Source organism: Hallella faecis (assembly GCF_018789675.1).
In the GTDB taxonomy this organism is placed as follows: Bacteria; Bacteroidota; Bacteroidia; order Bacteroidales; family Bacteroidaceae; genus Prevotella; species Prevotella faecis.
In genome coordinates this window covers 40177-54302 of record NZ_JAHKBE010000004.1, presented here as the reverse complement: position 1 = coordinate 54302, position 14126 = coordinate 40177, and the positions used below count along the sequence as shown (strand labels likewise).

Below are 14126 nucleotides of genomic sequence, written 5' to 3'. Positions count from 1 at the left end.
TTGAATGGCCCATTGTCATGGTTTTTGGCTAAAAAGTGGGTTCGGTATCTGGCGTTTATTGCTGAACGATGCTCGAACTTTTTCGCCTACATCACGTTTCAAAAGAAGTAAGTGTTGACAGACCTTTCGTCCCCCTTGTCGCTATGGTCCGGTAATGGCTTATAGGGGGAATATCTGTGACGGAGGATGGGTAAGGATCCTTGGGCATGTGGCTATGGGCGATGGGGTCCTTAGTTACAACAGCAGGTCTACACTATAGACGAGGAGAATGTAACGGAGTGCCTTGCCAAGCGTGATGCTGATGAGGGAGATGGGGATGTTGGCCCGCATGAGTCCCAAGACGATGGTGATGGCCGATCCCAAGACGGGTAGAAACGAGAAAAAGGCAAACCATGCGCCATGGCCCGCCATGAATCGCCGGGCTTTGTCGAGGTCGCGTTTCTTCACATGGAGATAGTGCTCTATCCAATCGAGACGCCCCATTCGCCCTACGGCGTAATTGAACATCGAACCGGCAACATTGCCCACGGTGCCGTAGACGACCAAGGGCAAGGGTTCTAATCCGGCGGCAAGGAGCGCTAACATAACGGCTTCGCTACTGAAAGGAAAGAAACTGCCGGCAAGAAAAGCGGCTACCAACATGCCCCAGTAGCCATAATTGAGCAATATGTCGACTAAGGCATCCATATATTGAAAATGGTTAATGCTAAGGCGGCGATGATGAGAGTGAAAAACGTGATGTTGGATAGTTTGGAGTGTGTGAGCGACAGGAAGTGGCCGATAAGGGGCGACACGACCGTGAGAAGCAGCGACAACAGCACATCGAAATGCTGAGGCAGCAGAATGAGCAATACCAACAAACAAATCTCTAAGGTGATGAACATCTCGAAAATCATCCGGGTGCGAATCTTGTCCTGGTAACTATAGGCCACGAAATGCACGCTGCCAATGATGCCGAGGATGGCGACAAACAAGAATGTTAGGCCTCGATGGATGTCGAGCATGGAAAAGTCGAACGGTTGTTGCCAAAGCATCATGGCCTCAAAATGGTCGGCAATGGCCTGTGGGTTGCCTATCAACAGATAATAGGCGCTCAAAAACCAATAGGGGAGCGCTACACCCAGGATAGACGCGATGAACGTGCGCAAACTCATGGCCAACACGTTGGTGGTAAGCAGAATCCAAAGAATGGGAACCAACCACAGCAATTCCACATAAAAGACGCTGGCCACACCGATGGCCACAAAGGCGTAGAACACCCATCCAACGGCTTGCTTGTCTTGAAAGGCGCGGAGAATGAAGTTGAGCGAGAAGATGAATGCCAGTTGCGCTATGCCAATGTTGATGGATGAAAACAAGAACGGGGACATCAGCACCACAACATAGAAGGAGCATGAAACCATGCGACTGTAGATGCGGATGAGCGAATTGTTGTTGTTGAGAATAACCATCATCACGGTGGAAGCAACAAGAATGAGCAGTTGCAACCATAGGCCTTGCGAGGCCATTCCTGAAATAAGGAACAGCAGCAAGCCATAGATGGCGGTCACGGGTAACGACCAACGCGACTGGGCTATTCTGTTTTGAGCGCGTTTAATCATGACGTTTCATTATGGGCGGCTTCTCTTTGCCTCCCTTGTACCTATTGAATTTGATGAAGTGATATGTGATGGTCGGTATTCACCTTGTCCCTTTTGTAGCTGGTTCTCATAGAGAGGAAAGCCTTGAAGGGGCACAATGAATGTCGGCCATCACGTTCAAATATCCTGAAATGAGGAGAGAAGTCTTGTCAATTAGAGATCTTGACCAATGTCACGGCGGAAGTACATGTCTTTGAAGCGAATCTTCTGAGCCTCGGTGAAACTCTTATGCAAGGCTTCTTCCTTGTTCTTGCCGTATGAGGAAACGGCCAACACGCGACCACCATCGGTCACCACGTTGCCATCGGCCATCTTGGTTCCGGCGTGGAACACAATGCTGCCCTCTACCTCGTTGAGCCCCTCGATGACGTAACCCTTCTGGTAAGCCTGTGGGTAACCACCGCTAACCAGCATGACACAGACGGCAGCGCGCTCGTCGAACTCCACCTTACGTTGGTCGAGGTCGTCCTTGGCAACACCCTCCAGCAGGTCGACGAGGTCGCTCTTCAGTCGGAGCATCACGGTCTCGGTCTCGGGATCGCCCATGCGGCAGTTGTACTCGATGACCATGGGGTTGCCTTCCACGTTGATAAGACCGAAGAAGATGAATCCCTTATAGTCGATGCCGTCGGCCGCAAGGCCTTCAACCGTGGGGCGGATGATGCGGTCTTCCACCTTTTTCATCCACTCGGCGTTGGCGAAGGGAACCGGAGAGACGCTTCCCATGCCACCGGTGTTTAGGCCGGTGTCGTGCTCGCCAATGCGCTTGTAGTCCTTGGCTTCAGGAAGGATTTGGTAGTGCTTGCCGTCGGTAAGTACGAAGACAGAGCACTCTATGCCACTGAGAAACTCCTCAATGACTACCTTGGCTGATGCCTGACCGAACATTCCGCCCAGCATGTCGCGCAGTTCTTTCTCGGCTTCCTCAAGCGTAGGCACGATGAGCACGCCCTTGCCAGCTGCCAAACCGTCGGCTTTCAGCACGTATGGCGCCTTCAAGGTTTTCAGGAAAGCTACGCCTTCCTCGACCGTTGTGCCGTCGAAGGTCTCGTAGGCTGCCGTGGGAATGTTATGGCGTTTCATAAATCCCTTGGCGAAATCCTTGCTGCCTTCGAGCTCGGCTCCTTGCTTAGAGGGACCGATGACGGGAATGTTGGCAGTACGCTCGTCGGCTCTGAATGCGTCGACGATGCCGTTTACCAAAGGCACCTCGGGGCCTACCACCACCATGTCGATGCCATTGGCAACCACGAAGTCCTTCTGCTTATCGAACTCGTTGACGCCAATGCTCACATTCTCACCAATGGCAGTAGTGCCAGCGTTGCCGGGAGCGATAAACAATTGGTCGCATTTCTTACTTTGGGCAATCTTCCATGCCATGGCATGCTCGCGCCCGCCACTTCCTAATAGCAATATTTTCATAATCGTCTGAATGTGTTATGTGTTTACGAAATTAGTAGGGCGGGTCGATGAATGACTGGGTGCGATGCTCTCTTGTTCCCAGCCTTCATGCAACCAACACCTGTTTCGGTCTGATAATCAGTTTGTTTCAAGATACTGATGGAGGAGGTTGATGATCTCCGTGCGTGTGGGCTCGGGGAACGTGCTGATACGAGTGGAATGGCTTCCGTCGGGCAACACGTAAACCTTAATGTACTTCTTGTTGTTCAGGAATTTAAGACCAGCTACGCCCGAGGCGCCCCATGGGTCGATACCGCCATAGATGTAAATCATCTTACGGTCGTTGTTCTTGAGCCAATTGATGGTTTTGTTGTACAGCGTCTTATCGAACTTCACGTTCTGAAGCTCCTTGGGCAACATGACACGATGCAGGTAACCCTTGGCCGACTTGATGGTGAGCCACTTCTTGAAGGGCTTGATGTCGTAGCCATAGTAGCCCAACTCACGTGCGGCTTGCACGTTGAATGAGCGGTTGGGGTTGTTTGGAGTGAAGTAGCCCGGCTCAGAAATGCCGATGAGATGGTTGAAAAGATCCTTGTCGGAAGCCGTTGCATCGGGAATCTGCGTCATTGGAGTGCCCCACTGCCAGATAGCGAACGAATATTCGAGGACGCAATAGTCGAAGATCTCCTCCAACGGTATGCGGAAGCTGTAGCCCTTTTCGTTGCAGTATTGTGTGAACATCGGCATGAGCTTTGCCTTTCTCTTCAGCACCTCAATTTGGTAATCCTTCACGTGCTTGCGGTTGGTTGCGGTAGAAACCTGATGGTCGATAAAGGGCTCATGGCGTCCATCCTCAACGGCTGAGTTCAACGGGGCTACATAGGGAACCGACACATCGACATCGTCGGGGAAGAAAACGCGGTAGAACATGCAGGTTTGGCCACCCTTGCTGATACCCGTCGACACCCATTTCCCTTTGTAAAGTTGGCGGAAGGTCTGGTTGACGTTGTGAAGATCGTAGAGAGAGTTCTCAACGGTCAGATAGTCCCAGTTGCAGGGTGAGGGAGTGGAGGCCTCGAAATAGCGATACTCCACGAAAACGAGATTGGCGTTGAGCAACTTGGAGAGTTCCTCCTGGTAGCCCTCGCGAAGAGCATACTTGCAGTTGTAACCCTCGGTGACGAGCACGGTAGGACGGTCGTAACCCACATGGCAAACCACGACACGCTGCTTGAATGTGCCTGCCTGATGGTGGATGGGATCCACCTCCTGTGTGATGTTCAGCAGATACTTGTTGTCGTAAGCTGTGCTTTTTAGCTCTTGCACGTCGCTGACACCCGGCAATGCTTGCAGCTTTGCCAACACCTCTTTGTCGGCTGCCTGCGCGAATAGCGGCAGAAGCAGCGCAACGAGAACCAATAGATGTTTAATCTGTTTCATGGTAATCTCTTGTTTCTAAAGTATTATGATAATAAAGTTAAAGGTCTTACTTCAAATAATCATCGAAATACTGAGAGATGCGCTCATGCAGATGCGTTGATTGGTGGCCACGCATGTTGTGCGGCTCTCCGGGATACACGAAGTAGTCGGGCTGTGTGCCATCCTGGATGCACTGCTTGAGGAACGACAGGGAGTGCTGCAATAAACATACGTTGTCGTTGAGGCCAACGATGATTTGCAGTTTGCCTTTCAGGTTCTTGGCCTTCGGAATGAGGCTCGAAGATGCGTAACCCTCGGGGTTTGTTTGCGGCGTGTCCATATAGCGCTCGCCATACATCACTTCGTACCATTTCCAATCGATGACAGGTCCGCCTGCTACGCCTACCTTGAACACTTCAGGATGGGTGGTCATCATGTTGATGGTCATGAATCCTCCGAAACTCCATCCGTGCACCCCGATGCGGTCTGCATCGACGTAAGGCAAACTCTTGAGATACTTCACACCTTCCATTTGGTCGGCCACCTCGTTGTCGCCGAGGTGGCGGAACGTAACTTGCTCAAACGCCTTGCCGCGATGCTCGCTTCCGCGGTTGTCGAGAATGAAGAGGATATAGCCCTTCTGGGCCATGTAGGTCTCCCAACTGCGTGAGCCCCAATGCCATGAAGCGTCTACGTTGTGGGCGTGAGGACCACCGTATACATATATAATGGTGGGATATTTCTTGTTGGGATCGAAGTCGACGGGTAACACCAGGCGATAGAAAAGGTCGGTTGTGCCATCGGCTGCTTTCACAGTACCGTTCTTGTACTCAGGCATATTGTAGCCCTTCCAAGGATCGGCAGCGGTGAGATAACGCACCTTCTTGCCATTGTCAACATTGACAATCGTCATGTTACGGGGAACAGTAGGAGTGGAATATTTGTCGACAATATACTGGCCCGATGTGCTCAGACTGGCCGTGTGCCATCCCTCGCCATTTTCATCGATTAGGGTGCGCTTGCCGTTGTCGATGTTTACGCTATAGATATTACGCTGAATGAGGTTTCGCTCATTGCTGGCAATGATAACGCTGTGGCGCTTCTCGTTGAAGCCAATCGTCTCCATGACCACCCAGTTGCCACTGGTAATCTGCTTCAACTGCTCGCCCTTGGTGTTGAAGAGGTACAGATGGTTGAAACCATCCTTCTGACACTCGAGGATAAACTTGCTGCTGTCCCAAGGCAGGAAGACGATCGGAGTGAGATGCTCCACGTACTTCTCGTCGGTCTCATGGTAGATGGCGCCCTTCTTGTCGCCAGTCTCGGCGTCGTATGCCACGAGTTGACAATCGTTCTGGTCGCGGTTGAGCTCAATCATATAGATCGTCTTGTCGTCGGGACTCCATGTTACATTGGTGAAATAACGGTCGGTAGGATCGCCTGCCTTGAGCCAAACGGTCTTGCCTGTGTTCACGTCATATACGCCCACTTTTACCTGATGGCTTGTTTCTCCGGCCATCGGGTACTTCTCGGGAGCCGGCGTCGCCATGCGCGAACCGCTGGTGGGAGCCCATGAGGGGTCAGGGATGTTGATCAGGGGGAAGTCGGTCACCATGCTCTGGTCCATGCGATAGAAGGCCAGTTTGTTGCCTTTGTTGCTCCAGAACAAGCCACCCGATATGCCGAACTCATCGCGATGTACGCTCTGTCCGTACACGATGTTACGGCTTCCGTCGGTCGTCAGTTGGTTCGACTGGCCGTTGGCGGTCTGCACATAGAGCTGGTCGCCCTTTACATAGGCCGTGTTACGACTTACGTAATGGAAGTTCCAAGCCTGCGCTGCCGAACGATCCTTGTATTCGATGGTCCACACGGCCTTGCCGGTTTTCCAGTTGAGCAGTTGCGTACTCTTGTTGTCGTTGAGAAGCACCAAGGGCTTCTTGGCCTCGGGAAACGACACGCTATACAGGCTATGGAGGTTCAAGCCGCTCTTTGCCTTGATGTCGTCCAAGGTGAAGAGCACGCTCTCCTTGCCTGTAGCCTTGTTAACGAGTTTGCAATCCTCCACATCTGTGCGGACGAGCTCATCACCCCACCAGGCCGTCCAACGGTTCTCAGCTATCATGTTGTGATAGTTGTTGCCGCCGAAGTTCAGGTCCTCAAGGGTAAACTTCTTCAGTTCTTGTGCTTGAACGCTTGCTGCATTCTGTGTGAACAATGCCGTCATCGTGCCCAGCATCACCATGAATTTATTCATCTTCATTGCCGAATCGGTTCTTATTGCCAAACTTCTTGTTACCTCCAAAACGCTTGTCGCCACCACGGCCCTTGCCGGCCCAGTCGCCTTTCTTGCCATAGCGGTCGCCGTCTTTGCCAAATCGGCCACCACCGCGCTTGTCGTCGCGACTGCCTGAGAAGTTGCGAGCGCGGTCGCCCGAGAACTTGCGGTCGCGGCGATCATTGCCTCCACGCTCCTCATCGCCGAATCTCTTGGGGCGACGGTCGCCGCGTTTGCGGTCGTCATCCTGGAACGAGCGACTTGAGAATGCGTGGAAATGGAACGAGCGAATGTCGCCTTCCTCGTTGGCCTCCTGTTCGTCGAGGCGCTGCTTAAACTCGCGATTCTTCTTGAAGCGGTGCTTTTGTGCCATCTCGCGCTTCTCGTCATCGGTCTTCACAATGCCGCCCTCTGAGCGGAAATCCTTCATCTTGCCAGAGAACATGACGTACTTGCGGAACTCGCATTCCAGGCTTCCGTTGAACACGGGAATCTTGATGCTTGGCTTCAAACCAATCTGGTCGAAGCACTCCTCGCGGTAGCTCAGCACCCAAGCCTCATTGCCAGCGAACTCGTTCTTGAGTTTCTCGCCAATCATCTTGTATGTGCCCAACAGGTTGGGCGTAGAGATGCGCTCGCCGTAAGGAGGGTTGGTGATCATGATGCTCTTCTCCTTCGGGCATGTGAAGTTCTTGAAGTCCTGCTGTTGCACGGTGATGACGTTCGACAATCCCGCAGCCTTCACGTTCAGGATGGCCGTGTTCACAGCCTTCATGTCGATGTCGTAGCCGTAGATATGATGGTTGAACTCCTTTTCCTTCGAGTCGTCGTTGTAAATCTCGTCGAAGAGGTCCTTGTCGAAATCGGGCCATTTCTCAAAGGCATACTCCTTGCGGAATACGCCCGGTGAGATATTCTGCGCAATCAGTGCTGCCTCAATGATGAGCGTTCCCGATCCACACATGGGGTCGATGAAGTCGGTGTCGCCCTTCCATCCTGACATGAGGATCATACCAGCGGCCAGCACCTCGTTGAGCGGAGCTTCCACCGTATCCTGGCGATAGCCTCTACGGTGCAGGCTCTCACCGCTCGAATCCAGGCAAAGCGTTGCCTTGTCCTCAGCGATATGGATATGAAGGCGAATGTCGGGGTTGCTGATTGAGATGTTGGGACGGTCGCCAGTGGTCTCGCGGAATTGGTCGACGATGGCGTCTTTCACCTTATATGAAACAAACTTGGAGTTTCGGAACTCATCGGAATACACCACTGAATCGACCACAAAGGTCTTTCCCTTAGTGATGTACTGGCTCCAATCAATTTTTCTTACCTCATTATATACGTCTTCAGCCGAGCGAGCCTTAAAGTGCTTAATGGGCTTTAGAATGCGAATAGCGGTGTGCAACTGGAAGTTGGCACGATACATCATCTCTTTGTCGCCCGTGAACGACACCATGCGGCGGCCGATCTGCACATTGTTTGCGCCCAGTTGGGTAAGCTCTTGTGACAGAACAGGCTCTAAGCCCATGAATGTTTTGGCGATGAGTTCAAATTCCATTGTTTTATGATTGTTATTTTATTCTTAATTTTAATATGTCTAATTAGTGGAGGCGTAAGGTTGCTTTTCTGTTGGCTAACGGTTGCAATGTGAGGCCATTCGTCATGACCCAGAGCTTGACAGGTCTTGAACCGATAGCCTGTTTGGCAGAATGAGTTGCTTGTTCTTATTTCACTTGCTGCATGTTTTTGTTGAACCGATAGTTGCATTTGCTTAAACCGATGGGGCGTCATTTATTAAATGCAGGACCATTGTGGCCTTCTTCGATGCTATTTCTTAAACACCTTTGCTTCGGGCGGCATGTCTTCGAGAATCCAGGTGTTGGCTCCGACGGTTGCGCCTCGGCCGATGGTGATGCGTCCCAACAGTGTGGCGTTGGCGTATACGATGACGTCGTCTTCAATGATCGGGTGACGAGGAATGCCCTTGATAGGGTTGCCTTGTTCGTCGAGCGGGAAACTCTTAGCTCCGAGCGTCACGCCCTGATAGAGCTTCACGTGGTTTCCGATGACGCAGGTCTCGCCGATGACCACGCCCGTTCCATGGTCGATGGTGAAATGGCTGCCTATTGTGGCGCCCGGGTGGATGTCGATTCCCGTTTCCGAATGTGCCATCTCTGTCATCATGCGTGGAATGAGCGGCACTCCCATGAGAAACAACTCGTGGGCCAACCGGTAGCTGGTTAGCGCCTTGAGGACTGGGTAGCACAGCAGTATTTCCGCATAACTCTTGGCCGCAGGGTCGCCATTGTAGGCCGCTTCGACATCGGTGGCCAGCACGCTCCTGACCTTTGGTAGTCGGCTAATCATTTCGCTGGCCAATTCGCGGGCTTGTTTTTTCAAATCGACCATACCGCTCTTGGTCTCGTAGTCTTCCGAGAAACACAGGCCAGCCAGTATTTGCTCCTTTAGCAAATAGCTTAATTTCTCCACCTCGACACCTATTTGGTACTGGATGGTTTGGATGTTGACTTGTGATTTTCCGAAGAATCCCGGGAAGAGGATGGCGCGCGACAATTGCACAATCTCCTCCAAAACCGTGCTCGACGGTAATGGATAGCCTTCACGATGTTGGTGGAAGAGTCCTTTCAGGGTTTGAGGGTCTGAAAGTTTTTCCACCGTTTCAGTTAGCAAGAGAATCGTGTTTTGGATGCTCATCTTTTGGGTAAATAATATGATGGCAAAGTTACAAAATAATTTAAAAGAAAAAAAGCAAAGCGACAAAAAAGTAAAAGCTACATTATAATTTATGTACGCCTTATGCATAAGGCGGGGAAAAAGCTTCGATTTTTATGCATTTGCAAGACGAAAACGATGGAACAAAAGTGCTGTTACGGATGGTCGGCCCATTGTTAGCTGTTGTTTGGGGTGGCGATAAGCATTTCCTTTATTCGTTCTTTGGTAAGTGCGTGTCGATTCGTTTTGGCGTATTGCCTTATCAAAAGGCGTGCAAATTTTGAAAACTTTAACGCATAAAGATAATATATCACGTTGGTTTTTCGTACCTTTGCATAATATGAGTGAACCTTTGGCAGAGCGTTTGCGCCCCCGCACGCTCGACGACTACGTAGGGCAGGAGCATCTTGTGGGTCAAGGTGCGGTACTGAGGAAGATGATCGACAGCGGTCATATTTCCTCCTTTATACTGTGGGGACCTCCGGGCGTTGGAAAGACCACGTTGGCTCAGATTGTAGCCAATACGCTGAAGGTTCCCTTCTATACGCTGAGTGCTGTGACAAGCGGCGTGAAGGACGTGCGCGAGGTTATCGAGAAAGCCAAAGGAGGAAGGTTCTTCAACTCTGAGTCGCCCATTCTCTTCATCGACGAGATTCATCGCTTCTCCAAGTCGCAGCAAGACTCCTTGCTGGGTGCGGTGGAGAAAGGTGTTGTGACGCTCATTGGCGCAACCACCGAAAACCCCTCCTTTGAGGTCATCAGGCCACTGCTCTCGCGTTGTCAACTCTATGTTCTTAAGTCGCTTGGCGTCAGTGATTTGCAGAAGTTGCTGCAACGCGCCATCACGAAAGATGTGGAGTTGCGCGAGAAACACATCGAACTGCAAGAAACGGCGGCGATGATGCGCTATAGTGGCGGTGATGCCCGCAAATTGCTCAACATACTCGACCTGGTGGTGGAGGCGGCCGACAGCGACCCCATCGTTATCACCGACAAGATGGTGGAAGAACGCCTGCAGCAGAATCCGCTGGCCTACGACAAGCAAGGCGAGATGCACTACGACATCATATCGGCCTTCATTAAGAGCATTCGCGGGTCGGATCCCGACGCTGCGCTCTATTGGATGGCGCGTATGATTGAGGGAGGCGAGGATCCGCAGTTCATTGCCCGACGGGTGGTGATCAGTGCGGCAGAGGACATAGGCCTGGCCAACCCAAACGCCTTGTTGTTGGCCAACGCCGCCTTCGATGCGGTGATGAAGATCGGATGGCCCGAAGGACGTATCCCCCTGGCTGAAGCCGTGGTCTACTTGGCTACCAGTCCGAAGAGCAACTCGGCCTACAAAGCCATTGGCGAGGCCCTCAGCGAGGTGCGAAAGAGCGGCAACCAACCCGTGCCGTTGCCTATCCGCAACGCACCCACCGAACTCATGGCCAACCTGGGTTACCACGACGGATACAAGTATCCGCACGACTATCCCGGCAATTTCACAGAACAACAATACCTTCCCGACGAACTGCAAGGCTGCCGTTTCTGGCATGCCCAGCACAGTCAGGCGGAGGATAAGCTCTACCAACGGATGGTGAACTGTTGGGGAGACCGATACAAAGATAAAGATTACGAGAAATGAAAATTGTAGAATTAGACGGCTATGCTGCCAATCCCGGTGACATTTCCTGGGACGGACTGAAGGAATTAGGAGAACTTACCATCTATCCGCGCACCGCACCCGAAGAGGTGGTGGAGCGCGCCAAGGAAGCCGATGCTATTCTTATCAATAAAGTGAACATCACAGAGGCTGTGCTCGAGCAGTTGCCCAAACTCAAGTATATTGGTGTCTTGGCCACAGGTTACAACGTGGTCGATGAGGAAGCCGCCCACAAGCGTGGCGTGGTGGTTACCAACATTCCTTCCTATAGCACCGAGTCGGTGGTGCAGATGACCTTTGCCCACATTTTCAATATCACGAATCAGGTGGCCCACTATGGCGACGCCTCACGCCAAGGTCGCTGGAGCGCCAACCCCGATTTTTGCTATTGGGACACTCCTCTCATGGAGTTGTCGGGCAAGACGTTGGGCATTGTTGGCCTGGGACATATTGGCCAACGTGTGGCCGCCATCGCCCATCAGTTTGGCATGGATGTGTTTGCCGTGACCTCAAAGGATGCCATGTCGTTGCCCAAGGGCATTCAGAAGACCACGCTCGACGGTTTGTTGGGTGTGGCCGACATCATCTCGCTTCATTGTCCCCTCACAAAGGACAACTACCATCTCATTGACGCCGAGAAGATTAGCCGTATGCGAGAGGGTGCTATCCTCATTAACACGGCGCGTGGTGCGCTGGTCGACGAGCAAGCCATTGCCGACGCGCTCGAGTCGGGCCATTTGGCTGGCTATGGAGCCGACGTCATGGAGCAGGAGCCACCGCGCAAGGATTGTCCGCTCTTCTCCCAACCCCACGCCTACCTGACGCCCCATATCGCATGGGCAACCAAGGAAGCGCGCGAACGACTGATGCGCATCTGCGTCGATAACGTGAGAGCCTTTAAGGAAGGTAAGCCCATCAATGAGGTGTAAACCATTCAGGGTAAACCATTTAAGTATTCGTATATTCCTTCTTCCATTAGTAAATGATCAACACAGACCCTAAGGTGGTTGATACCATCCTCCAAATCATTGAAATCCTGGGAACACTGGCCTTCGCCATATCGGGCATCCGCCATGCCGCTGCCAGGCACTACGACTGGTTCGGTGGCTTTGTATGCGGCATTGCGGTAGCTATTGGCGGCGGTACGTTGCGCGATGTCATGCTCAACGCCACACCTTTCTGGATGACGTCGCCCATGTACATTCTTTGCACGCTCATGGCCCAGTTTATCGTCATCGTGTTCGCCCGATCGCTGAAACGCCTCGACAACGCGTGGTTTGCGTTCGACACCTTGGGCCTCGCCCTGTTCACCATTGCCGGATTGCAAAAGACTCTCGACTATGGGCATCCCATCTGGGTGGCTATCATCATGGGTTGCATCACGGGTTCCGCAGGTGGAGTGTTGCGCGACGTACTGCTCAATAAGATACCCGTTATCTTCCGCAAGGAGATTTACGCCATGGCTTCCGTCTGTGGCGGAGTGCTCTATTGGATCATGATTAGTTTGCACGTCAGCGTGGCGTTGTCGGCCATTGCCACGTTCTTGTTCATCGTCGTCATTCGTTTCTTGGCGGTGAAGTACCACATCTCCCTGCCCGTATTGAAGGGAGAATAGTGGGAGCGTACCACTATTCGAATCGTAAGAGCAAATTGTTATCCTCATTCGCAAGGCTTTGTCAATAGGCTTTGAGAATAGAGATTGTGTGTTTGTGTAAGAGCGAAGATATGGATGGCTTTAATCGCCCTGCCGCTCATTTGTCCAATGCCTTCTTCTTGATGACCCTGAGTCGGCCGTGATGGTCTTTCCCTGCCTTATGCCCCAGTTCAATCATGGCGCGTATGTCGGCGGTCTTAAAGCTGGTTACGCCATATCCCTTGAGCTTGGGGTTGATGCAGAGGTCGGCATCCTTGCGGTTGCGATTGTAGTTTACAAAGTCGGGTCGCTGACGGAGCCACTTCAGTCCCTTGCCCATAAATTTCCTAATCTTCTTGGGCACAAAGTCGGGATGCTTGTTTTGTGTGAGGTCGATGGCTATGACGAGGTCGGCTCCCATGGCCCGCGCCACATCCACCGGCAGGTTGTTTACCAGACCGCCATCGAGCATCAGCATCGAGTCGGCGCGCACCGGCTTGAATACACCCGGTATGGCCATGCTGGCACGCATGTCCAGTGCCAAGTTGCCTTTTGCAAGCACGGCGCTCTGTCCTGTGTTGACGTCGCATGCCACAGCGCGGAAGGGAATGGGCAACGAGTCGAAATCGATGGAGTCGGGGTAGGCGCCAAGGCCCTGGTAGTGGTTCTTTGCGGTGAGTAGTGAGTCGAGAAATTGCATCACCCCCACGCCTCTCATCAGTCCAAAGCCCTTGATGGCCTTCTCCTTCTCGCCTTTCTTGGCCTTTCGGTCGTTGAACAAGTCGAGCCAATCTTGGTGGGTAAAGAGCGAGTCGAGCTCCTCGGCGCGGTACCCAGCGGCATAGAGCCCTCCCACAATTGACCCTATGCTTGTGCCCACGATGTAGTCGATGGGTACGCCTATGCGCTCAATCTCCTTGAGCACACCCACTTCGGCAGCGCCCTTGGCACCTCCGCCGCCGAGCACCAACGCCACTTTGAGGCGATTTTTCGACTTCCCTGATGCTGGAACGACCGTTCCCGCAAGGGTTAGCATGAGAACGAAAAGGATGAGACGTATGCTTTTTGCCATGGCCGATGAGGTTTGTTCGTTGCGACAAAGATACAAAAATAATGCGTTCGGTGGTTGTGTTTGCGTGAAAAAGTCGTAAGAAACGCTGACAAAAGTTGAAAAGAAGCAATCGCAATCACATGGTTTCCCACTTCGGCATTATGACCTTTTGGGGTTTTATGAACCATTGTGTGTGAAATGCGTGGGTCAAACCTTCTCACTTTTCAGTAAAAAACCGTAACTTTGCAATTCATGAGGGCCTACCCTTTGGCGGCGATCCTTTCCCGCAGCATGTGTGGTGGCTCTTCGAATAGATTAACTTG

Annotated in this window: 11 protein-coding genes; 3 read left to right on the top strand and 8 right to left on the bottom strand. The window is 52.2% G+C overall.

Translation table 11 applies throughout. The features are described 5' to 3' along the window. Positions 1-234 precede the first annotated feature (234 nt). The 7 genes from KM934_RS01900 to epsC all read right to left on the bottom strand — a co-directional run bounded on the left by KM934_RS01900 (position 235) and on the right by epsC (position 9453). Complete coding sequence (locus KM934_RS01900; protein ID WP_215758923.1) at positions 235-687, bottom strand: YqaA family protein; 453 nt, start codon at positions 685-687, stop codon at positions 235-237. After that, positions 675-1601, bottom strand: a complete 927-nt coding sequence (locus KM934_RS01895) for a hypothetical protein (RefSeq protein ID WP_215758922.1) — start codon at positions 1599-1601, stop codon at positions 675-677. The genes KM934_RS01900 and KM934_RS01895 overlap by 13 nt, the downstream gene beginning before the upstream one ends. Positions 1602-1793: 192 nt before the next feature. Continuing rightward, complete coding sequence (gene purD / locus KM934_RS01890; protein WP_215758921.1) at positions 1794-3062, bottom strand: phosphoribosylamine--glycine ligase; 1269 nt, start codon at positions 3060-3062, stop codon at positions 1794-1796. A 117-nt stretch (positions 3063-3179) separates the two neighbouring features. Then, entirely contained in the window at positions 3180-4484 is a 1305-nt protein-coding gene (locus KM934_RS01885; RefSeq protein WP_215758920.1) for a S28 family serine protease, read from the bottom strand. A 46-nt stretch (positions 4485-4530) separates the two neighbouring features. Beyond that, on the bottom strand, positions 4531-6726 hold the full coding sequence (locus tag KM934_RS01880) for a S9 family peptidase (RefSeq protein ID WP_394369476.1): 2196 nt from the start codon (positions 6724-6726) through the stop codon (positions 4531-4533). After that, on the bottom strand, positions 6713-8296 hold the full coding sequence (locus KM934_RS01875; RefSeq protein ID WP_215758919.1) for a THUMP domain-containing class I SAM-dependent RNA methyltransferase: 1584 nt from the start codon (positions 8294-8296) through the stop codon (positions 6713-6715). The genes KM934_RS01880 and KM934_RS01875 overlap by 14 nt, the downstream gene beginning before the upstream one ends. Positions 8297-8565: 269 nt before the next feature. Beyond that, the gene (gene epsC, locus KM934_RS01870; protein ID WP_215758918.1) at positions 8566-9453 is read right to left on the bottom strand and encodes a serine O-acetyltransferase EpsC; all 888 of its coding nucleotides are present in this window, start codon (positions 9451-9453) and stop codon (positions 8566-8568) included. 358 nt (positions 9454-9811) lie between these two features. On the opposite strand from epsC, the gene KM934_RS01865 reads away from it, so the two are divergent. The 3 genes from KM934_RS01865 to KM934_RS01855 are packed head-to-tail and all read left to right on the top strand — an operon-like array spanning position 9812 to position 12734. After that, positions 9812-11101, top strand: coding sequence for a replication-associated recombination protein A (locus tag KM934_RS01865; protein WP_215758917.1), 1290 nt, complete (start codon positions 9812-9814; stop codon positions 11099-11101). Continuing rightward, entirely contained in the window at positions 11098-12048 is a 951-nt protein-coding gene (locus KM934_RS01860) for a D-2-hydroxyacid dehydrogenase (RefSeq protein ID WP_215758916.1), read from the top strand. The genes KM934_RS01865 and KM934_RS01860 overlap by 4 nt, the downstream gene beginning before the upstream one ends. Before the next feature lie 53 nt (positions 12049-12101). Next, the gene (locus KM934_RS01855) at positions 12102-12734 is read left to right on the top strand and encodes a trimeric intracellular cation channel family protein (RefSeq protein WP_215758915.1); all 633 of its coding nucleotides are present in this window, start codon (positions 12102-12104) and stop codon (positions 12732-12734) included. Between the two features lie 136 nt (positions 12735-12870). On the opposite strand, the gene KM934_RS01850 is transcribed toward KM934_RS01855, so the two are convergent. Then, on the bottom strand, positions 12871-13824 hold the full coding sequence (locus tag KM934_RS01850; RefSeq protein WP_215758914.1) for a patatin-like phospholipase family protein: 954 nt from the start codon (positions 13822-13824) through the stop codon (positions 12871-12873). Between the last annotated feature and the right edge of the window lie 302 nt (positions 13825-14126).

Bases quoted from the DNA above. Each gene is read 5' to 3' on its own strand.
- epsC (WP_215758918.1), bottom strand. From the start codon at position 9,453: ATGAGCATCCAAAACACGATTCTCTTGCTAACTGAAACGGTGGAAAAA.
- KM934_RS01885 (WP_215758920.1), bottom strand. From the start codon at position 4,484: ATGAAACAGATTAAACATCTATTGGTTCTCGTTGCGCTGCTTCTGCCG.
- KM934_RS01895 (WP_215758922.1), bottom strand. From the start codon at position 1,601: ATGATTAAACGCGCTCAAAACAGAATAGCCCAGTCGCGTTGGTCGTTA.
- KM934_RS01850 (WP_215758914.1), bottom strand. From the start codon at position 13,824: ATGGCAAAAAGCATACGTCTCATCCTTTTCGTTCTCATGCTAACCCTT.
- KM934_RS01900 (WP_215758923.1), bottom strand. From the start codon at position 687: ATGGATGCCTTAGTCGACATATTGCTCAATTATGGCTACTGGGGCATG.
- purD (WP_215758921.1), bottom strand. From the start codon at position 3,062: ATGAAAATATTGCTATTAGGAAGTGGCGGGCGCGAGCATGCCATGGCA.
- KM934_RS01875 (WP_215758919.1), bottom strand. From the start codon at position 8,296: ATGGAATTTGAACTCATCGCCAAAACATTCATGGGCTTAGAGCCTGTT.
- KM934_RS01865 (WP_215758917.1), top strand. From the start codon at position 9,812: ATGAGTGAACCTTTGGCAGAGCGTTTGCGCCCCCGCACGCTCGACGAC.
- KM934_RS01855 (WP_215758915.1), top strand. From the start codon at position 12,102: ATGATCAACACAGACCCTAAGGTGGTTGATACCATCCTCCAAATCATT.
- KM934_RS01880 (WP_394369476.1), bottom strand. From the start codon at position 6,726: ATGAAGATGAATAAATTCATGGTGATGCTGGGCACGATGACGGCATTG.
- KM934_RS01860 (WP_215758916.1), top strand. From the start codon at position 11,098: ATGAAAATTGTAGAATTAGACGGCTATGCTGCCAATCCCGGTGACATT.